Source organism: Bacillus sp. SB49 (assembly GCF_000469135.2).
Classification (GTDB): domain Bacteria; phylum Bacillota; class Bacilli; order Bacillales; family Halobacillaceae; genus Halobacillus.
In genome coordinates, this window is sequence record NZ_CP048117.1 from 711,097 (window position 1) to 729,993 (window position 18,897).

Annotated in this window: 18 protein-coding genes and 1 riboswitch; of the genes, 12 read left to right on the forward strand and 6 right to left on the reverse strand. The window is 46.8% G+C overall.

Features of this window, described 5'->3' with window-relative positions; translation table 11 throughout:
* Nucleotides 1–37: 37 nt before the first annotated feature.
* The 4 genes from M662_RS03560 to M662_RS03575 are packed head-to-tail and all read right to left on the reverse strand — an operon-like array spanning nt 38 to nt 3,243.
* Entirely contained in the window at nt 38–1,573 is a 1,536-nt protein-coding gene (locus M662_RS03560; protein ID WP_008633932.1) for a polyamine aminopropyltransferase, read from the reverse strand.
* A 22-nt stretch (nt 1,574–1,595) separates the two neighbouring features.
* Nucleotides 1,596–2,018, reverse strand: a complete 423-nt coding sequence (locus tag M662_RS03565) for a DUF350 domain-containing protein (protein WP_008633930.1) — start codon at nt 2,016–2,018, stop codon at nt 1,596–1,598.
* Nucleotides 2,019–2,041: 23 nt separating this feature from the next.
* Nucleotides 2,042–2,590: a DUF4247 domain-containing protein gene (locus M662_RS03570; RefSeq protein ID WP_026578693.1), complete on the reverse strand. Its 549-nt coding sequence runs from the start codon at nt 2,588–2,590 to the stop codon at nt 2,042–2,044.
* 17 nt (nt 2,591–2,607) lie between these two features.
* On the reverse strand, nt 2,608–3,243 hold the full coding sequence (locus tag M662_RS03575; protein ID WP_008633925.1) for a hypothetical protein: 636 nt from the start codon (nt 3,241–3,243) through the stop codon (nt 2,608–2,610).
* A gap of 202 nt (nt 3,244–3,445) precedes the next feature.
* Nucleotides 3,446–3,555, forward strand: a riboswitch (SAM riboswitch).
* Nucleotides 3,556–3,644: 89 nt separating this feature from the next.
* Here M662_RS03575 and mmuP point away from each other — a divergent pair.
* The 10 genes from mmuP to M662_RS03625 all read left to right on the forward strand — a co-directional run bounded on the left by mmuP (nt 3,645) and on the right by M662_RS03625 (nt 15,721).
* Nucleotides 3,645–5,051: an S-methylmethionine permease gene (gene mmuP / locus M662_RS03580; protein ID WP_008633923.1), complete on the forward strand. Its 1,407-nt coding sequence runs from the start codon at nt 3,645–3,647 to the stop codon at nt 5,049–5,051.
* The gene (gene mmuM, locus M662_RS03585) at nt 5,017–5,967 is read left to right on the forward strand and encodes a homocysteine S-methyltransferase (RefSeq protein WP_035388635.1); all 951 of its coding nucleotides are present in this window, start codon (nt 5,017–5,019) and stop codon (nt 5,965–5,967) included. Before mmuP ends, mmuM begins: the two co-directional genes overlap by 35 nt.
* Before the next feature lie 186 nt (nt 5,968–6,153).
* Nucleotides 6,154–6,804, forward strand: a complete 651-nt coding sequence (locus M662_RS03590; RefSeq protein WP_026578691.1) for a GntR family transcriptional regulator — start codon at nt 6,154–6,156, stop codon at nt 6,802–6,804.
* A 19-nt stretch (nt 6,805–6,823) separates the two neighbouring features.
* Nucleotides 6,824–8,182 carry a 4-aminobutyrate--2-oxoglutarate transaminase gene (gabT, locus tag M662_RS03595; RefSeq protein ID WP_008633920.1) on the forward strand — a complete coding sequence of 453 codons (1,359 nt, stop codon included), beginning with the start codon at nt 6,824–6,826 and terminating at the stop codon, nt 8,180–8,182.
* Nucleotides 8,183–8,200: 18 nt separating this feature from the next.
* Nucleotides 8,201–9,592, forward strand: a complete 1,392-nt coding sequence (locus tag M662_RS03600; RefSeq protein WP_026578690.1) for an APC family permease — start codon at nt 8,201–8,203, stop codon at nt 9,590–9,592.
* A gap of 57 nt (nt 9,593–9,649) precedes the next feature.
* Nucleotides 9,650–11,020, forward strand: coding sequence for an NAD-dependent succinate-semialdehyde dehydrogenase (locus tag M662_RS03605; RefSeq protein WP_051348989.1), 1,371 nt, complete (start codon nt 9,650–9,652; stop codon nt 11,018–11,020).
* Nucleotides 11,021–11,182: 162 nt separating this feature from the next.
* Complete coding sequence (locus M662_RS03610; protein WP_008633915.1) at nt 11,183–11,611, forward strand: MarR family winged helix-turn-helix transcriptional regulator; 429 nt, start codon at nt 11,183–11,185, stop codon at nt 11,609–11,611.
* 160 nt (nt 11,612–11,771) lie between these two features.
* Nucleotides 11,772–12,212 carry a MarR family winged helix-turn-helix transcriptional regulator gene (locus tag M662_RS03615; RefSeq protein WP_026578688.1) on the forward strand — a complete coding sequence of 147 codons (441 nt, stop codon included), beginning with the start codon at nt 11,772–11,774 and terminating at the stop codon, nt 12,210–12,212.
* Nucleotides 12,213–12,237: 25 nt separating this feature from the next.
* Nucleotides 12,238–14,466 carry a YhgE/Pip domain-containing protein gene (locus M662_RS03620; protein WP_026578687.1) on the forward strand — a complete coding sequence of 743 codons (2,229 nt, stop codon included), beginning with the start codon at nt 12,238–12,240 and terminating at the stop codon, nt 14,464–14,466.
* Between the two features lie 154 nt (nt 14,467–14,620).
* Entirely contained in the window at nt 14,621–15,721 is a 1,101-nt protein-coding gene (locus tag M662_RS03625) for an NADH:flavin oxidoreductase (RefSeq protein WP_026578686.1), read from the forward strand.
* 81 nt (nt 15,722–15,802) lie between these two features.
* On the opposite strand, the gene M662_RS03630 is transcribed toward M662_RS03625, so the two are convergent.
* Both M662_RS03630 and M662_RS03635 read right to left on the reverse strand, forming a co-directional pair.
* Entirely contained in the window at nt 15,803–16,276 is a 474-nt protein-coding gene (locus M662_RS03630) for a hypothetical protein (protein WP_026578685.1), read from the reverse strand.
* Entirely contained in the window at nt 16,276–16,467 is a 192-nt protein-coding gene (locus M662_RS03635; protein WP_008633898.1) for a helix-turn-helix transcriptional regulator, read from the reverse strand. The genes M662_RS03630 and M662_RS03635 overlap by 1 nt, the downstream gene beginning before the upstream one ends.
* 118 nt (nt 16,468–16,585) lie before the next feature.
* Between M662_RS03635 and M662_RS03640 the strand changes: the two genes are divergently transcribed.
* On the forward strand, nt 16,586–17,425 hold the full coding sequence (locus M662_RS03640) for a MerR family transcriptional regulator (RefSeq protein WP_026578684.1): 840 nt from the start codon (nt 16,586–16,588) through the stop codon (nt 17,423–17,425).
* 56 nt (nt 17,426–17,481) lie between these two features.
* Nucleotides 17,482–18,825: an MATE family efflux transporter gene (locus M662_RS03645; protein ID WP_026578683.1), complete on the forward strand. Its 1,344-nt coding sequence runs from the start codon at nt 17,482–17,484 to the stop codon at nt 18,823–18,825.
* Nucleotides 18,826–18,897 lie beyond the last annotated feature (72 nt).

An 18,897-nucleotide genomic window follows, 5' to 3' on the forward strand; every position in this document is an offset into this window, starting at 1 on the left:
AAAAGCCAGCCTCCCGGGCTGGCTTTTTTGCAGCATCTTAGTAATTTTCCCATGCTTCCTGATACAGCTGAATCAGGTTTGGACGATTGAGACTGTTGACGGGGATATCGAATGTCTTTCCCTTCTCTTCAATGACTTCGTCCGTGTCATTACCAAACTCAAATAGAGAAGGGGCGACTTCCTCATTGAGAAATTTTAAATCAAGTCCATCGAAACCCAACTTGTCAATGGATATAGGCTCTCGGGAGGCCAGAGTGAATCCCCAGTTTCCGAAGCTTGGAACGTCTAGATGATAATTGGCGGTTTCAAGGCCTGTGGCTTGTACCGTTTTGTTAATGGTCCAGTACACTTTGGTCGCAAAAACCGGACTCGTTGATTGAATACTCACTTTCCCGCCTGGTGACAAGTGGTTCCGTACAAGGGAGTAGAACTCCTTCGTATACAGCTTGTTGAGGCCTTCATCGTTGGGATCCGGCAGATCGCCAAGGATAACATCATAAAGCTCCTTAGAATCGCGCAAGTATTGGAAGGCATCTTCATGAATGACCTGAACACGGCTATCTTTCAAGGAACCTTCATTCAGTCGGAGCAGCTCATGGTTGGTGTTGGCAAGGTCCGTCATGGCAGGGTCGAGGTCGACCAGGGTAATCTGTTCCACGTCTTCATGCTTCAATACTTCCCGGACAGCAAGACCATCGCCTCCACCGAGAATCAGAACCGAGCGCGTTTGATCGGCAAGCGCCATCGGAATGTGGACGAGCGCTTCGTGGTAACGGAACTCGTCACTTTCTGCGAACTGCAGCTGTCCGTTCAAGAACAGCCGTACATCTCCCGGTTCCTTGGTCAAAATGATCTTCTGATACTTTGTTTCTTCTGTGTAAACGATCGGGTCTGCGTAAGATTTCTGCTCAAAGACACTGGCATACTTCTCTCCAAATAAGAATCCCGCGACAAGCAGAAGGAGAATGAGGAAGCCGGCCGCTTGGTGGACTTTGGGCCTGGACATCTCTTTTCGGAACCTTAATGTGATGAACAGAGCGACAATCGCATTGATCATGGCAATGAAAAAGGCAGTATTGATCAGACCGAGCAGAGGACGCAGGACGAGAGCGAATCCTACGGACCCGATCAGACTGCCGGCATAATCAAAAAACAGCACCCTCGCTGTGCTTTTACTTATATCTTCACGGATTTCCTGAACCCTTCGTATCAGGATCGGGAGCTCCAGACCTGTCAGAAACCCGGTCAAAGATATGACGGTGTACAAGTAGATCTGGGCAACGCCGTCATCGAAGTAAGCAGTGAAAAAAAACAATCCAAAGACGGAAAAGCCCCCGACGAGAGCGATCAAGTACTCTGCCTGAACGAAGCGGGTGACGAGCCAGTTCTTCAGTTTTTCACTCAGGGCTGCTCCGATTCCCATGGCCATCATGAACAGCCCGATGGTTATACAGTAATAAAGAACGCTGTCCCCGAATAAGTAGCTGCCTGCAGCACCATAAAGAACTTGGAAGACGATTCCGCAGATTGAAACGATTCCTGATGACAGATAAAGATACTTTTGTGCGTTCACGGTTGGTCCTCCTTTATTCTTCTTATGTAATGCTTCCTGCTACGGCAAAACCGATGAAGATACTGACAGATGCCGCTACAAGGCCGACAGCGATGTTGTTTTTCTTTATTTCCTCTTCCGCTTTGAACGGAGTGATCCACTCGAACAAATAGTAGCCGGCAATCATCAATAGAAAGCCGATGAAGATCCAGATAGAGGCGCTCCAAATACTTAAATTGTGGGCAATAGAAGATTCTGTAATGATACCTAGACCGATCAACTTCCCGGCGAACTGAGAAGCGACAGCGACGTTGCCCTTCAGCAGCTCTTCTTTATCGTTATAAGGGGTGAATTTTTCAAAGATGGCCATACAAATTCCTGCCAGGACAAGCATGACGATCCAATACAGCAAGGTCAATAGAAGGTCATAAACATTCAGTACTTCCGAAATATCGAATTCAAACATGGTTTTTCGCTCCTGTTCTTTTGTTATTTTCCTGCTCCGGGGCCGCCGCCGCGGACACCGGAGGATGTGCTGGATGACTGGCGTACGGATGGACTGCTCCCGGCATTTTTCACATAACTTCCGCCGCTGCCGCCGATATACCCTGTATAAAAGAAGCCGCCGCGGTTATCGAGGTCCATAGCATAAACCTCTTCTGCTTCCTCTTCTATGCCGTAGTCCGAAAAGAAATCACTATCATAATTGTTCCGGACGAATTCTTTATCCGATACTTCGATGATGGTATCTTCTTCTTTCTGGGTGTCCTGATAGACCTGCACGAGGTAATCGTCGTAGAGCATTAAATCACGACCGTCTTTGGAGGCTTTATGTACGGCCTCTTCAGAGTCGGTGATGCCGGCCGCCACTTTCTCCGGCTTCTGATCATAAGCGCGGAAGATTTCCGATTTGTTGCCCACATCATCGTATACGATATCCTCCATTGGGTATTGATCCCCGACTGCATCCACTACGTTGGAGCATGCCGTCAAACACAGCAGGCCGAGCAGAATAACCGGGATGGATTTGAGTTTCATACTCTTCATCTCCTGTTTTATTCATTTTCTAGAGGGCGTAGCATTAAGGAATTCAAGCGCCAGTGTGTTTCCTTCATACTGGACTGCCAATGTGGAGGGTAGTCTCCCTGCACCTCGAAGCGATCGGTATATGTCCGGTCTTCATCATCCGTGATGACCCGTTCCAATTCGAAGGAGAAGGTTACCCACACATCATATTGGAAGGTCGCCCATTCCACCCCGTGATCGGTTTCGGTGCTGAGCGGGCTCACCGGCTGTTCATCCAAATAAGATTGAAATTGCTTGTTCCGTACGGTGTAATGGACATCTGTGATGTGCTCCGGATCGACTTCTTTGTTCATATAAACGTCACGAAGAGCGGTTTCATAAACCCGTTCATACAAAAAATAGGCATCCAAAGCACCCCAATTTTGATTGTCGATCTCGTTTAACGCAGCTATCGTATGAGTGAGAAAAGCAACTTCAGTAGGCTCATAGTCTTCATCTGTGATGTAGGTATCCATTGATACAGTCAGGTTGTCGGGTTTCTCTGAATCTCCTTCTCCATAGACATCAATTTCTCCCGGCATGAACATACCAATGAGCACGAGCAGTGCGAATATGGAGCCGATGACGATTCCTGATATTTTTAGTATTTTTATGAAGGTTTTCATTGTCTATCACCTCCTCAGAAAGGGAACGGAACGTGAGTGTTAAGGCAATTTCATCCATTTTAACCACTCTCATTATACGTTCCTATGAATCTAGAAACAACAAAATTCGAGGATATTCGGAACATTCAAGTTGCAGCGTAAGAATAAAATTCAGCGTTGACATTTTTTATTTGCGTTGTTAGAGTATTTAAAAAATACATATTTCTTATCCAGAGAGGTGGAGGGACTGGCCCTTTGAAGCCTCAGCAACAGGTCTGAATGCAGACACTGTGCTAATTCCAGCGGGTGTTGAATAACCCTGATAGATAGGAGCTTCCTTTTATTTGTCGGTAAACGCACCCGCTCCAGGGTGCGTTTTTTTATGTATTTTTAGATGAAGAGAAAGTGGAGGGGAAGAGAAAATGGAACAGAACTTCAAAAGAGAAATGAAAACACGCCACCTTGTGATGCTGTCACTCGGTGGAGTCATCGGAACCGGGCTGTTCCTCAGTTCCGGATACACCATCCAGCAGGCAGGACCATTCGGGACGGTGCTTGCCTATTTGATTGGTGCGTTGGTCGTTTACTTAGTGATGCTCTGTCTTGGTGAGTTGTCTGTACATATGCCGGAGACTGGTGCGTTTCACAGTTATGCCGCGAAGTATATCGGTCCGGGAACGGGGTTTACGGTTGCCTGGCTTTACTGGCTCACCTGGACAGTGGCGCTGGGATCGGAATTCACAGCTGCCGGACTGATGATGCAGCGGTGGTTCCCGGATATAAGTGTATGGATATGGAGCGCTTTATTCGCGATTTTGATCTTCGGATTGAATGCATTCACCGTGAAGTTTTTTGCAGAATCAGAGTTTTGGTTTTCTTCTGTCAAAGTCATCGCTATTTTTCTATTTATTCTACTTGGTCTGGCTGGAATTTTCGGTATTGTGCCGCTTGCAGATTCTGAACCAGCTCCGTTCTTTTCTAATTTCACAGAAGCCGGTTTGTTTCCGAATGGGGCTTTCGCCATCTTAATGACGATGCTGGCGGTCAACTTCGCATTCTCCGGTACAGAGTTGATCGGTATTGCGGCGGGAGAAACGGTCGATCCCGCGAAAACAATCCCGAAAGCCATCCGGACGACGCTCGTACGGCTCATTCTTTTCTTTGTAGGAACAATTATTGTGCTTTCCGCGCTGCTTCCGAGTTCGGAAGCCGGAGTCATTGAGAGTCCTTTCGTTGCCGTTTTGGAAAGAGTCGGTGTTCCATTTGCCGCAGATATCATGAACTTTGTCATCATCACGGCTATTTTGTCTGCAGCGAATTCAGGGTTATATGCCTCCTCCCGTATGCTGTGGTCTCTCGCGGATCGGAAGACGATCTCTCCGAAATTCGCGAAAATGACGAAGAAAGGCATTCCGCTGAACGCCATCTTATTCAGCATGCTTGGTGGGGGACTGGCTCTGTTGTCCAGCATCATTGCGCCCGATACCGTCTATATCGTGCTGGTATCGATTTCAGGACTTGCAGTCGTTATCGTATGGATGAGCATCAGTCTTGCTCAATTTAATTTCCGGCGGGCTTATGTGAAAGCTGGGAACAAGGTGGAGGACCTGGGATACCGGGCGCCGCTTTATCCATTGGTGCCGATCGCATCGTTCCTGCTCTGTCTTGCCGCCTGCATCGGAATCGCCTTTGATCCGACACAGCGGATCGCCCTGTATTGTGGAATTCCATTCATCATCCTTTGTTATGCAGGGTATTATCTGTCACAATCCAAGAAGAAACGGAGAGTAGAACATGTCGAACAAAATCAACAAGCGCAATCCTATTAAACAACTATTGGAAACAAAAAAAACGATTATTCTCGATGGGGCGTTGGCGACAGAATTGGAGACATACGGCTTCGACCTTGATGATCCACTTTGGTCCGCCCGTGTGCTGCTTGAGAATCCGGATGCTATCCGTAAGGTTCATGCCGATTATTTCCGTAATGGTGCGGATATTGCCATCACCGCTAGTTATCAAGCAACCATTGATGGGTTTAAGCAGCGGGGGATCGACGAAGATAAGGCGCGCACATTAATTAAAGATACCGTTCGCCTGGCACAGGAAGCACGCTCGGATGTCTGGAGGGAAGCGGATGACAGAGCTTATCCTGTCGTTGCAGGTTCGGTTGGCCCTTATGGCGCCTACCTTGCTGACGGCTCAGAATATATCGGGAACTATGGTGTCACGGATGAGCAGCTGAAAGAATTTCACCGTCCCAGAATAGAAGCGCTCATCGAAGCGGGTGCCGACGTGCTTGCCTTTGAAACGATTCCTTCCCTCCAGGAGGCGAAAGTACTGACGGAATTATTGGGCGAGTATCCGGGCGCCAGTGCGTGGCTTTCCTTTTCCTTGAAGAATGGCAGCCAAATCAGCGATGGAACGGAATGGAGACGTTGTATAGATGTGATCGAAGGGAGGGAGCAGGTGGTAGCAGTCGGAGTGAACTGTGCTCCGATTCCTGATGCGACAGAGGCAGTCGGCCATATCCGCGCTCTTACAGATAAGCCGATTATTTTATACCCGAATTCGGGAGAAACATACGATCCCGACACGAATGACTGGTACGGAGAACGTTCCTGTCAACGTTTCGATGAGCAGTCCGATCGGTGGGTGGAAGCCGGGGCAACGATCATAGGAGGCTGTTGTCGTACGACTCCTGATCATATTCAATCGCTGGCAAGGCGCTGGCAGAATAGGTAAAAAGAGAAAGGCCTTTCTGATTGGGAAGGTCTTTTTTTATGTGTAAAAAGCCCTAGACAAGCAGATGAATTTTTATGCAATAATCACTAAATTCAGAAAATTATGTGGAAACTTTGTGAATTTTAAGATAACATGTTGTTAGAAGTAAATTGTATACAATCTTCGAATACAATGGTGGGATGCAAAATGAGTAGTAGTGAAGAGAGAGCATATGAAAAGGTGAAACGTGCCATTATGCTGAAACGGCTTGTTCCGGGACAGCGAATTACGGAAGATTGGGTAAGTAAAGAGTTAAATATGAGCAGAACTCCGATAAGAGCTGCTTTCAAGCGATTGGAAAGTGAGAAATTGATAGAACTGGTTCCCAATAAGGGGGCGATTGTTTACAAACCGTCCAACAAAGAGCTTCGGGACGTTTTTGAACTGAGAATTGTTTTAGAAACTTATGCAGCGAGACTTGCGGTTCCTAAGCTGGATGATGCTCATCTGGAACAGCTTGAAATTCTACTTTCCGATGAACTGGAAACCTACAAGTCCAAGAATTTCGAGGAATTCCTTCGGGTCAATGGTTTGATCCATACGTTCTTATCCGAGGTATCCGGCAATGAATTCCTTCTACAGGAAGTCGACAAGTTGAATCAGTGGTCGGACTGTTATTTAATCCTCCGAGATGAATTTTACTCGACACCAATGAATGAGGTTAAATCGATTCCCGAACATCGGGTGATATTCGAACATTTGCAGGAGAGGGATTCTGAAGCAGCGGAGACAGCAATTCGTAACCATTTGCTCTCGACACTGAGTGATTTGTCTGAACGAACATCGGTTTTCTATTAATTAAAAGGAGTGGTTAAACATGTCTAAGCACGTATCTATCCAAACAAACATCCCAGGTCCAAAAGCGAGCGAGCTGCTGGAACGCCGTCATCAAGTAATTCCTGATTCAGTAAGCTACGGCATTCCAACATTTGCACAGAAAGCGGAAGGAGCCAAAATCACGGATGTGGACGGTAATACATTCATCGACTTTGCAGGTGCGATCGGTACGATCAACGTCGGCCACTGTCACCCGAAAGTAAAAGAGGCACTCCATGATCAAATTGAAAAATTCATTCATACCGGATTCAATGTAATGATGTATGAACCGTACGTCGCTCTTGCTGAAAAATTGACACAGCTTGCTCCTGGATCTCATAAGAAGAAGGTGCTTTTGCAGAACAGTGGTGCAGAAGCTGTAGAAAATGCCGTTAAGATTGCTCGGAAATATACTGGCAGACAAGCCATCGTCACATTTGCCAATGCGTTCCACGGGCGTACGCTGATGACGATGTCCATGACGAGCAAAGTAAAGCCGTATAAATATGAATTCGGTCCATTCGCACCGGAAGTGTACAAGGCTCCTTTCCCGTACAGTTACCGCCGTCCTGAGGGAATGTCAGAAGAGGCTTATATCGATTTCATGATCGAACAGTTCCATGATTTCTTCCTGAAAGAAGTCGCACCGGAAACAATCGCTGCTGTATTTATGGAACCTGTCCAGGGAGAAGGCGGCTTTATCGTACCGGCGAAGCGTTTCGTCCATGCGGTCAAGCAGCTTTGTGAGGAGCACGGTATTTTGTTCGTAGCAGATGAGATCCAGACGGGATTCGGAAGAACGGGCAGTTATTTTGCTTCTGAGCATTTTGGTATTACTCCGGACTTGATCACGGTTTCGAAATCATTGGGTGCCGGTATGCCGATCAGTGGAGTCATTGGACGTCAGGAAGTCATGGATGCTGCCGGTCCGGGAGAACTTGGAGGTACGTACAGTGGTAACCCGGTTGCCTGTCAAGCAGCCCTTGCGGCGATTGATGTCATTGAAGAAGAGGGCTTGAACGAGCGTGCTGTCGAAATTGGTGCAACGGTTAAAGACAGGTTCACCAAGCTTGCAGAAGAATTTGACTGCATCGGTGATATCCGCGGTCTTGGAGCTATGGTGGCTGTAGAGATTGTCAAAGACCGTACGTCGAAAACACCGGATAAAGCACTTGCGTCTGAAATTATTTCAAAAGCTCAACACAGCGGTTTGCTGGTACTTGGTGCAGGAGTCTATGGAAATGTCGTCCGCTTCCTGATGCCGCTCGTCATTACGAATGAAGAATTGAACGAAGGGTTGGATATCCTGCGTGACGCAATGGAGTCCGTGTTGGAAAAGAAGACGGAATTTTCGGTATAAAAAAAGGGGGGATGCTTAATGGAAGATAAGAAATTAAAGAAGGTATTATCGTCCTTTGATCTGTTGTTTCTGGCTCTCGGTGCGATGCTCGGCTGGGGATGGGTCGTTCTTTCAGGTACGTGGATCACGTCGGCAGGTTCGGTAGGGGCGGTCATTGCCTTTATCATTGGTGGATTCCTGGTCATCTGTGTCGGCTTGAATTATGCGGAATTAGCTTCGGCGATGCCTAAAGTAGGCGGCGAGCACGAATACGTCCACAGGGCACTTGGCAAGAAAGCATCGTTCGTTGCTTCGTGGGCAATTACGCTCGGATATATTTCGGTAGCGACTTTTGAAGCAGTTGCACTACCGACCGTTATCGACTACCTGCTTCCTGACTACCAGGCCGGCTATCTATGGACGATTGCCGGTTGGGACGTGCACCTGAACTGGGTACTCATCGGTTCACTAGGAGCCGTCATTATCACAGCAATCAACTTTATAGGTCTAAAGCAGGCAGCGGTTCTGCAGACGGTGTTTACCTTAATGATTGTTGCTGTCGGACTTGTGCTGATTTTCGGATCCGCTGCCTACGGAGAACCTTCCAACCTTTCGCCTTTATTTGAAGGTGGAGCGGGTGGCATTATGACTGTGCTCGTCATGGTTCCTTTCTTATTTGTCGGTTTTGATGTCATTCCTCAAGTAGCAGAAGAAGCGAACCTCCCCAGACGGAAAATCGGTTCCTTCCTTATTATATCTGTCATTGCAGCCATTGTATTTTATTTGGCGATCGCACTCGGTGTAGGCCTTGCGCTGAGTCCGGAAGAACTTGCCGTTTCAGAACTTGCTTCTGCCGATTCTATGGCAGCTTTGTTCGGATCTGAACGTTTCGCCCAAATCTTGATTCTCGGTGGTGTAGCAGGTATTGTCACGAGCTGGAACTCCTTTGTCATCGGCGGCAGCCGGGTTCTTTATGCGATGGCTGAATCAGGAATGATACCACAATGGTTCGGCAAACTGCACCCTAAATATAAAACACCTTCCAACGCCGTTCTGTTCATCGGTATTCTATCTGCGCTTGCTCCACTCCTTGGGCGATCTGCCCTGGTCTGGATTGTCGATGCCGGTGGCCTTGGCATTGTTGTCGCCTACTTCCTTGTCGCTATGTCCTTTATTCTATTAAGGAAGAAAGAACCGAAAATGGAGCGTCCGTTCCGCGCTGGTAAATCTCCGGTGTTCGGGTATTTAGCTTTAATACTTAGTCTTGGTTTCATCGTCTTGTACCTGCCTGGAATGCCTGCTGCTCTTATCTGGCCGTATGAGTGGATCATGGTCGGCGGCTGGGCGCTTATCGGTGCGTACTTCTTCATTCAGATGAATCGTGGGACTTACGAAAAGAAAAATGCTACTATTCAGAAGAAAGCACTTTAGAAAGGGGTATTCCAGTTGAATCTTATTGTGAACGGGAAAGAATGGACCTCAGAGAAGATGATAGAAGTAACGAATCCTTACACACTGGAAGTGATCGATCACGTTCCGGATGCGGGAGAGAAAGAAGCGCAGGAGGCGGTGGATGCCGCCCATGCTGCTTTTCTTAAATGGAAGAAGACGACCGCCTATGAGCGTGCTGAATTTTTGATGCGCTGGCATCAACTGATAGAAGCTCATAAAGAAGAGTTAGCGGAAATCATGACGAAAGAGCAGGGAAAGCCGCTGAAGGAAGCAGCCGGTGAAATCGGTTATGCGAACAGCTTCCTTGCCTGGTATGCAGAAGAAGGGAAGCGTATCTACGGTGAAACGATTCCCGCTTCGAGCAGGGACAAGCGCATTCTTGTCCAAAAACAGCCTGTCGGAGTCATGGCAGCCATTACACCATGGAACTTCCCGGCAGCTATGATTACAAGAAAAGTGGCGCCGGCAATCGCTGCAGGCTGTACCGTCCTGATCAAACCGGCAGAGCAGACGCCTCTGACTGCGATTCGTCTGGTGGAGCTGGCTCAGGAAGCGGGAGCGCCGGAAGGAATTATTAATATCCTTACAGGAGATGCTGCAACCATCAGCGATGTATGGTTATCTGATTCCCGCGTACGTAAACTTTCTTTCACAGGCTCGACAGAGGTTGGAAAGCTCTTGATGCGTAAGTCGGCGGATACGATGAAGCGTATCTCACTGGAGCTCGGCGGTCAGGCTCCATTCGTCGTTCTTGCGGATGCGGATCTGGATAAGGCAGTGGAAGGCGCAGTGGCATCAAAATTCAGAAATGCTGGACAAACTTGTGTCTGTTCCAACCGTTTCTATGTGCATGAATCTGTATTGGATGAATTTACAGAGAAATTGAAAACCGCTGTTGAGCAGCTGAATGTGGGAGATGGCCTCGACCCTGATACGGACATCGGTCCGCTTATTGATAAAGACGGTTTTGATAAGGTCAATAAGCACATCCAGAATGCTCTGGATAATGGAGCAACGCTTGTAACAGGCGGATCTTCGCAATCGGATAAGGGGTATTTCGTTGAACCGACCGTGCTTGTTCATACGACGGATGACATGATCTGTATGAAGGAGGAAACGTTCGGGCCTGTGCTTCCGATCGCTTCTTTCTCTGATGAAGAAGATGCGATTCGCCGTGCAAACGAGTCTCCATTCGGTTTGGCCGGATATCTGTACACAGAGAATTTCTCCAAAGCGATGCGTCTTTCTGAGGAATTGGACTATGGTATTGTCGGGTTAAATGATGGACTTCCATCTACGGCTCAAGCACCGTTCGGCGGATTTAAGGAAAGCGGACTCGGTCGAGAAGGCGGTCACTTCGGTATTGAAGAATACTTAGAAACGAAATATATCTCTATCGGACTATGATAAAAAGCCGTCCCTGCTAAGGGGCGGTTTTATCATTTGCGGGTTTTATTTTTTTCTTCGGCTGTTATCCAATTAATACCTTTGACAATGGAATTCTTTCTGCCTATAATTATGTTTTTGAAAAATAACGTCCACCGTACGTGAGAAAGGTAAAAAGCCCCCATGAAACGTAGCTTTCAGAACCACATCAGTATAAAACTCCATCAAACCGATTTAAAATTGACAAGCTTCATAAAAGCGAAGCTCGCCCCTTACAACCTGGCGCCGGAGCAGAATTTGATCATGATGCTTCTTTGGGAGGAAGACGGGTTGACCCAGAATCAGATCGCCAATTACTTAGGTAAGGATAAGGCTAACATTGCCAGAATGGCCTCCAGTCTGGAGAAGAAAGGCTATATTGAACGATGCTTTCGGATTGACGACATGCGTTCTCTGGAGCTGCACTTGACGGAAAGCGGGCGGATGCTTGAAGCGAAAGTCACAGCAGTTACCGATGAAATTAACGAGGTTGTCAATCAGACGATGACAGAAGCAGAGATGAATGAACTGGACAGGCTCCTCCTCAAGATGCAGCAGAGCATAGACGAGTGAGGAAGCAGCTTCTTTTCGAAGGAACGGCCATCCGGTCGTTTTTTTTTGCATAAAAATAGTTGGATCAGTGGACGATAAAATCATTGACGTAAATAGTTCATGGGTGTAAACTATTTTTTTAGTTTATAGGTGTGAACTATTTTATGGAGGGAGTACACACATGCCTGATTCGAGGAAAGTCATCGACTTATTCATAGAAGTGTATTTCGGTGCGAGTGAACATTTGAGAAAGCTGGAGGAGAGCGGACCTTTGAAGAATGTATCCTCCCAACAACTGCAAACGTTAAAAATCATCAAAGTGGAAGCGGCTCTTACGCCAGGGAGGCTGAGCAACATACAAGGTGTCCATAAAAGTGCGATCTCGAACCGGATAAAGAAGTTGATGGAGAAGGAACTGATTCAATGGAGTGAAACGAAGGAAGATAAGCGCTCCAAACTCGTACAACTTACGAAAAAAGGGGAAGAGATTGTAGACCGTGCAGATGAACTGATTTATGACAGCTTTTCGTTTCTTTTTGAGGGGGTGAAGGATGAAGACGTCACCACTTTCATCCATTTGTTCGAGCATGTCAAAAAGAAGTTAAAAGAGCGGGAAGAATAACGGAAATGAGAATAGGAGCATCCTTATGAAGAACATATGGCGCATTTTCAGCCGAGATTGGAAAAATATATCGAAGAACTGGGTCGCGATGATCCTGATCGGCGGCTTAATCGTTCTACCGTCTTTATATGCCTGGTTTAACATTAAAGCATCCTGGGACCCATACAGCCAGACGGACCAGCTGCCTGTCGGAATCGTCAATGAGGATACCGGAGCTACTGTCCGGGATACCGATATTGACGTTGGTCAGGAAGTAGTGGATAACCTGAAGGATAACGACAGCATGGACTGGCATTTTGATGACAGAGAAGAGGCGATGGACAGTCTGGAGTACGGCGATTATTATGCGGTTATCGTCATCCCCGAGAATTTCTCTGAGAAGCTTGGAACGGTTATCAGTGACAGCCCTGAGAAATCGGAAGTCGAATATTACGTCAATGAGAAAGTAAACGCCATCGCACCGAAAATTACGGAAAAAGGTGCCAGCGTCATCGTCGAAGAAGTGAAAAGTAATTTTATATCGGAAGTGAACGGCACGATTGCAGAGCTGTTCAACGATTTAGGAGTAGAGCTTGAGAAGGACCTTCCGGATATTGAACGCTTTGAAGAATATGTGTTTAAACTGGAAGAGAATTTACCGGAAATCCATGATATGATCAGCAGTTCCTATGAAGATTCGAAGAGTGCGGTGGACGTCATTAATGACGTGCAGGCTCTGCTTCCGGAAGCCACGAAAGTGACGAAAGACGGTATTTCCACCATTGATGAAACGACAGGATTCATAGATGATGCAGAGGCACGACTAAATGAACTGGCACCACAAGTACAAGAGGATCTCGAAGCTGCCCAGCAGACAGCAGAGGATGTAAATGCGTTTCTTACTGATGTGCGCTCCATTGATTTTGATTTGGATACGGTCAACGCCATCAAGGATCGAATCGGTGAACAGACGGATGCATCCGTGGAACGTCTGAATGAGGTAGAGCAGCTTCTGAAGCAAGTGAAAGCTCAGCAGGAGGAGCAGCAGCAAAATGCCGAGGCGGACTCCGGGGACAATTCAGAAGATGGAGAAGAACAGCCTCCTGCTCCACAGGTTTCCACAGAAACAATCGATCAGGCGCTTGCCACAATAGAAACGATTCGTGGAGACTTGGAGACGGTCCAGGCGGACAGCGGCAAGATCGAACAGCAGCTGGGTGAGAAGCAGGAAGAAATCGATGCTGTGCTTGCCGACCTGCAGGAGAAATCCCAAAATACCGCGGACCGGATTGATGCTTTTGTGAAAGAATATAATGATTCGATTGAACCGAAAGTATTGTCGGAAATAGATAAGGCGAAGAATACGCTTGCTAATGCGAGAAGTATTCTGGCTGACGCCCAATCGACTATTCCGGAGATTGAAAAAATACTGAACAGTACCGAAGGAAACATTGCCGAAGGTCAGGATATCCTTGAATATATGCTGAATGAGTATCCTTACGTCAACGACAAAGTGAATGAAATGGCGGATCGAATCCGTGATATTCAAGGGGAAACGGACATTAATGAGATCATCGAGCTTCTGAAAAATGATCCGGAGGCCGAACAGAGCTTTTTCGAGGAGCCGGTCGTATTGAGTAAGAACGCCTTGTTCCCGATTGCCAACTACGGTACGGGGATGACGCCTTTCTATACCGTGTTGTCCTTGTGGGTCGGAGCATTGCTGTTGGTATCCTTGTTATCGACGGATCCTCATCACGGCGAAGAATACCGAAAGTACCAGCAGTACTTTGGGAAGCTTGCTACCTTTGTGAGCATCGGATTTCTGCAGACGCTTGTCGTAACGCTTGGTAACATTTACATCCTGAATGTAGATATAGCTGCAGAGCTTCCGTTCATCTTGTTTGGATTCGCAACGAGTTTTGTCTTTATGACCATTGTGTTTACACTGGTATCCGTTCTTGGGGACGTTGGGAAAGCAGCAGCGATCGTATGTCTCGTTCTGCAGATTGCAGGTTCAGGCGGGACGTATCCAGTCGCCTTACTTCCGGAATTCTTCCAGAATATCCATCCGTTTCTTCCGTTTTCCTACGCGATCGACCTGATGAGGGAAGCGGTAGGCGGTATCGTACCAGCCCGGGTGAAGACAGACTTTATCTTTCTGTCTATCTTCGGCGCAGCATTCCTGCTTATCGGTACGTTCCTGAAAGGGCCGCTCCATAAGCGTACGCGGAGTCTGATGAAGAAATCACGGGAATCAGGATTGTTCCATTAAAGAGATAACCACAATAGGAAGAAAAAGACGGATGATCTGAAACGGGTCTTCCGTCTTTTTTGATGCATGGGGGGTGGAAGGCAAACAGATGATTTTTCATTTCCATCCGCATTTGCGAGAATAGAAGATGCAACAGGAAAAGGAGGAAACGACATTGAGTAATACGAATGTATCTGTTAAACCTTTATTCGAAACTTTCCATAGTGACAAAATACAATTAAAAAACCGCACGGTGATGGCGCCGATGACGCGCGGCTTCTCCCCGGGAGGCATTCCTGGCGAAGACGTGGCTGCCTATTACCGCCGCCGCGCTGAAGGGGATGTTGGTCTTATCATCACCGAAGGAGTCGGAATCAATCATCCGTCTTCTGTTTCCGGTGACAGCATCCCGCTCTTCCACGGAGACGCGTTGGACGGCTGGGCTAAAGTCGTAAAAGAAGTGCATGAAGCGGGAGGGAAAATTGCTCCACAGCTGTGGCACGTCGGAATGACACGAAAACCTGGAGAACTGCCGAACAAAGAAGCCGCACCAATCGGACCGTCTGGTTTGACCCTTGATGGGGTGCAAGTATCCGAACCGCTTACGGTCGAAGAAATCGAGGGGCTGGTTCAGTCATACGCGCAGGCTGCTGCCGATGCGAAGCGTATCGGTTTTGATGCCATCGAGCTTCACGGAGCACATGGATACTTGATCGACCAATTCTTCTATGAGCATACGAACAAGCGCACCGACCGTTACGGTGGTGATTTGGTCGGCCGTACGCAATTTGCAGTCGAAGTCATTGAGGCATGCCGTAAAGCCGTCGGCCCGGATTTCCCTATTATCTTCCGTTTCAGTCAGTGGAAAATGAATGACTATCAAGCAAAACTTGCAGCAACGTCAGAGGAATTAAATCAATTCCTTCAGCCGCTTTCTGACGCTGGAGTCGACATCTTCCACTGCTCTACCCGTCGATTCTGGGAACCGGAATTTGAAGGCTCTGAAATGAACCTTGCCGGATGGACGAAGAAACTGACCGGAAAACCTGCTATTTCTGTCGGTTCTGTCGGATTGGACGGAACATTTACAAGTTTTCAGGCGGCAAATACGACGAGTCTGGACGGTCTCATTGAAAAACTGGACCAGGACGAATTCGATTTGATTGCCATCGGTCGTTCTCTGCTTCAAGATCCGGAATGGGTTAAGAAAGTAGAGGAAGGCAGAGTAAATGATCTGCTTCCATTTGATAAAGACGCGTTAACGAAGTTATATTAATAGCGGAAAGAGGACTCCTGCAAAAGGAGTCCTCTTTTTTTGTTTTTGGGAGAGGGGCTTTGGAGTTGCTGTGAACCTGATTCAGTCATCAAGCAGGTCTTTATTTTTATTATAGGACCGTTTAAGAGAGATGTAGTCAAAGAGCAGATAGAACAGGAAGCCGAGGAAGACGGGACCGGCTATGTCGAGAATTTCCATGCCCGTAGACGGTATTCCATTGTTGATCAAAAGCACGATCATGAATATGGCCGCGAAGAAAAGGGCTCTTTTCCTATTCAGGCGGCGTTGTGCACGATAGGTTTTCTCTTCAGAGATGTCGGTATGCTCTATCCCTTTAAATACATAACGAAAATAGGTGTATGCCATCACGAATACAGGAGTAAGCAGGACGGAAATTTCATTAAAAGATTGGGAATTCCACCATATGTTGTTCATAAGTGTAAGTGGCAGAAGGAGAAGTACAGTCAAAAAAGCCGCTTCTGCCATAAAGTAAACGATTTGTGAACGTTTGTATTCATCCTTCGGTAAGAAATAGTTGAGAAATGACTGGACCATTATGATTCCTCCCAGAATAAATCATCTAATGTTTTATCAAGTTCTTTGGCAATCGCGATACAGAGCTGAAGGCTGGGGTTATAGGTGCCTTTCTCAATCAGGCCGATTGTCTGTCTTGTCGCTTGGACACGTTTGGCAAGCTGGGCTTGAGTCAAATCCTTTTCTAGACGTGCCAGTTTGATTTTGTTCACTTTCGTATCACCCAATCATGTTAAATATATATTGCTTATGTAAATTATATATTACATTCAGCAATTGATTTCTGCAAGGGTATAAGGAATAATAAAAGAAAAAATGGATGGGATGTTTATGAGAAGAAAGTTCCGTATAGGAGAGATTGCCGGCCTCTTCCAGTTACCTGCATCAACGCTGCGTTATTACGATGAAATCGGCATTTTCAAGCCGAAATACACGGATGACTCAAGCAGATATCGTTATTATACCGTCGATCAGTTTCCGGTATTGGATACCATCATCTTTATGAAAAAGAATGGATTTACTATGAAGGATATTCAGGAGCAGCTGAAAGAGAGGACTCCTGAAAATACGAAAGAACGGTTGGAGCGGAAGCTGGATGAAGTGAGAATGGAAAAGCTGCGGCTATCGATAGTAGAAGAAAAGATTAAGAATAAAATTTCGACCATAGAACAGGGCCTTACATTAATGTCGCAGCCCTCTATGACCTATCAATGGTTTCCTGAACGGCCCGTTTCCTATATATATAATGATGAGCCGATTGATTTGAAGGAGGCTTCCGACGACATCTACGTGAAAGATTTGGAATATCATTCCTTGTCAGGGATCATGTATGACGGATTCTTCACGGGGGACTTCGGCACGATTGCAGATATGGATAGTCTGGATGGTGAGGGACCGGTAAAGTATCGCTCAGTCTTTGAACTCCTGCACAAGGATAAGGAAAAACCGGAGTCATCCTTTTTAGCAGAAGGGATGTATGCGTGTTATCCCCATAAAGGGAAGTATGAAGCAATAAAGCAAAGTTATCGGTTTATGTTGGAGCAGCTGAAAATAGAAGGCTGTGAAATAATAGGAAACGCTGTGGAAATCAGCCTGCTTGATGAATCGGTGATCCGCAATGAGAAGGATTATATGACATGGATCCAAATACCTGTCCGTAAAAATGATTGACCTTGAAGTAACTTGAAGGTTTATACTTTCTCTTGTAAACAGATACGGGAGGAACCATGATGACAAATACACACAGCATTTTGCAGCATCAACCAGTAAAAAAAGTATTCTTCCAGTATTTCTTTCCCTCTTTGTTCGGAATGATGCTGATGTCCATCAATATCCTGATCGACGGAATTTTCGTCGGTAACGGGGTCGGTGCGGAAGGTCTTGCCGGCGTCAATTTAGCCATGCCGGTTTTCTCGCTTATTTTTTCCATTGCTTTATGGATCGGTATCGGTGGCGGAACGCTGTATTCCATCCGGATCGGGGAACGTCAGATGGAACAGGCGCGGAGTGTTTTTTCCCTGTCTCTTATAACGACGATCCTCATCCTTGCTCTCATCGGTACGGTCGGATATTTTCAAGTGGAAGCGGCAGCCCGAATGTTAGGGGCGAACGCAGAGACGCTCTCACATACAGTGGAGTACTTACAGGTCCTTTTCTCCCTTGGGTGGCTTATTGCCCTGCAGCAGCTGCTTAGTATATTCGTTAGAAACGATGGAGGCCCTGTGCTTTCGATGGTTGCACTTGGGATAACAGCAGTCACCAATATCGGTTTGAATTATTATATGATTTTCATATTGGGTCTGGGCGTGTTTGGTGCTGCCTTGGCCACCATTCTTGCGAGTGTTCTCGGTATTTTTGTTTTACTCATCCATTTCTTTCGCAGTGACACAAAACTCCGACCTTTTGCTTTCCAGTGGAGCTGGTCTGGTCTGGGTGCGATTTTCTCGATCGGATTTCCAAGCTTCCTTGCAGAGGCGGGGGCGCTTGTCTTTGTTGCAGCGTATAACCTGGCAATCGTAAGCATGCTCGGAACGGATGGAGTCGCCGCTTTCTCCGTTATCAATTATTTGCACGGCTTCATGTTCCTGTCGTTCTTCGGAATCGAATCGGCGCTTCAACCGATGATCAGTTATTATCACGGCGCTAAAGAGAGAGGCCGGATTCGGGAGAGTGTGAAGATTGGGGAGGTTACTGCTTTGGTAATGGGCGTCGTACTGCTTGTTGTCGGACTTCTCGCAGCGCCGCTTCTCGTATCGTTGTTCGGTCTTGAGTCTCAACACGTCCGCTCGCTCGCCGTAGACGGGATTCGATTGTTCTTTATTGCTTATTTATTCCTTGGCTTCAACTTTGTTTATATGACCTATTTTCAATCGATCGGACAGATCCGCTCTTCCACCATCATCATTCTGCTCAGAAGCTTTGTACTTCTGCTTCTGTTCTTATGGATTCTGCCGCTGTTCCTCGGGCCAGCCGGCGTTTGGCTGTCTTTGCCGATGGCGGAGATGGTTGTTGCATTCTTGTTGGTTATTTATGTGAGAAGACGCGTAGTAAATCACATAGGCGGTGCTTAAACAGGTTGATCGTCTTGGGTAATATTTACAAATTTAATTCTAGGATATATGATGAAACTCGGAATCTATCGA

Coding starts and splice junctions, on each gene's coding strand:
- M662_RS03570 (WP_026578693.1), bottom strand. CDS start 2,590: ATGAAACTCAAATCCATCCCGGTTATTCTGCTCGGCCTGCTGTGTTTG.
- M662_RS03590 (WP_026578691.1), top strand. CDS start 6,154: ATGAGTAGTAGTGAAGAGAGAGCATATGAAAAGGTGAAACGTGCCATT.
- mmuM (WP_035388635.1), top strand. CDS start 5,017: ATGTCGAACAAAATCAACAAGCGCAATCCTATTAAACAACTATTGGAA.
- M662_RS03600 (WP_026578690.1), top strand. CDS start 8,201: ATGGAAGATAAGAAATTAAAGAAGGTATTATCGTCCTTTGATCTGTTG.
- M662_RS03575 (WP_008633925.1), bottom strand. CDS start 3,243: ATGAAAACCTTCATAAAAATACTAAAAATATCAGGAATCGTCATCGGC.
- mmuP (WP_008633923.1), top strand. CDS start 3,645: ATGGAACAGAACTTCAAAAGAGAAATGAAAACACGCCACCTTGTGATG.
- M662_RS03610 (WP_008633915.1), top strand. CDS start 11,183: ATGAAACGTAGCTTTCAGAACCACATCAGTATAAAACTCCATCAAACC.
- M662_RS03630 (WP_026578685.1), bottom strand. CDS start 16,276: ATGGTCCAGTCATTTCTCAACTATTTCTTACCGAAGGATGAATACAAA.
- M662_RS03645 (WP_026578683.1), top strand. CDS start 17,482: ATGATGACAAATACACACAGCATTTTGCAGCATCAACCAGTAAAAAAA.
- M662_RS03640 (WP_026578684.1), top strand. CDS start 16,586: ATGAGAAGAAAGTTCCGTATAGGAGAGATTGCCGGCCTCTTCCAGTTA.
- gabT (WP_008633920.1), top strand. CDS start 6,824: ATGTCTAAGCACGTATCTATCCAAACAAACATCCCAGGTCCAAAAGCG.
- M662_RS03565 (WP_008633930.1), bottom strand. CDS start 2,018: ATGTTTGAATTCGATATTTCGGAAGTACTGAATGTTTATGACCTTCTA.
- M662_RS03620 (WP_026578687.1), top strand. CDS start 12,238: ATGAAGAACATATGGCGCATTTTCAGCCGAGATTGGAAAAATATATCG.
- M662_RS03615 (WP_026578688.1), top strand. CDS start 11,772: ATGCCTGATTCGAGGAAAGTCATCGACTTATTCATAGAAGTGTATTTC.
- M662_RS03605 (WP_051348989.1), top strand. CDS start 9,650: ATGATAGAAGTAACGAATCCTTACACACTGGAAGTGATCGATCACGTT.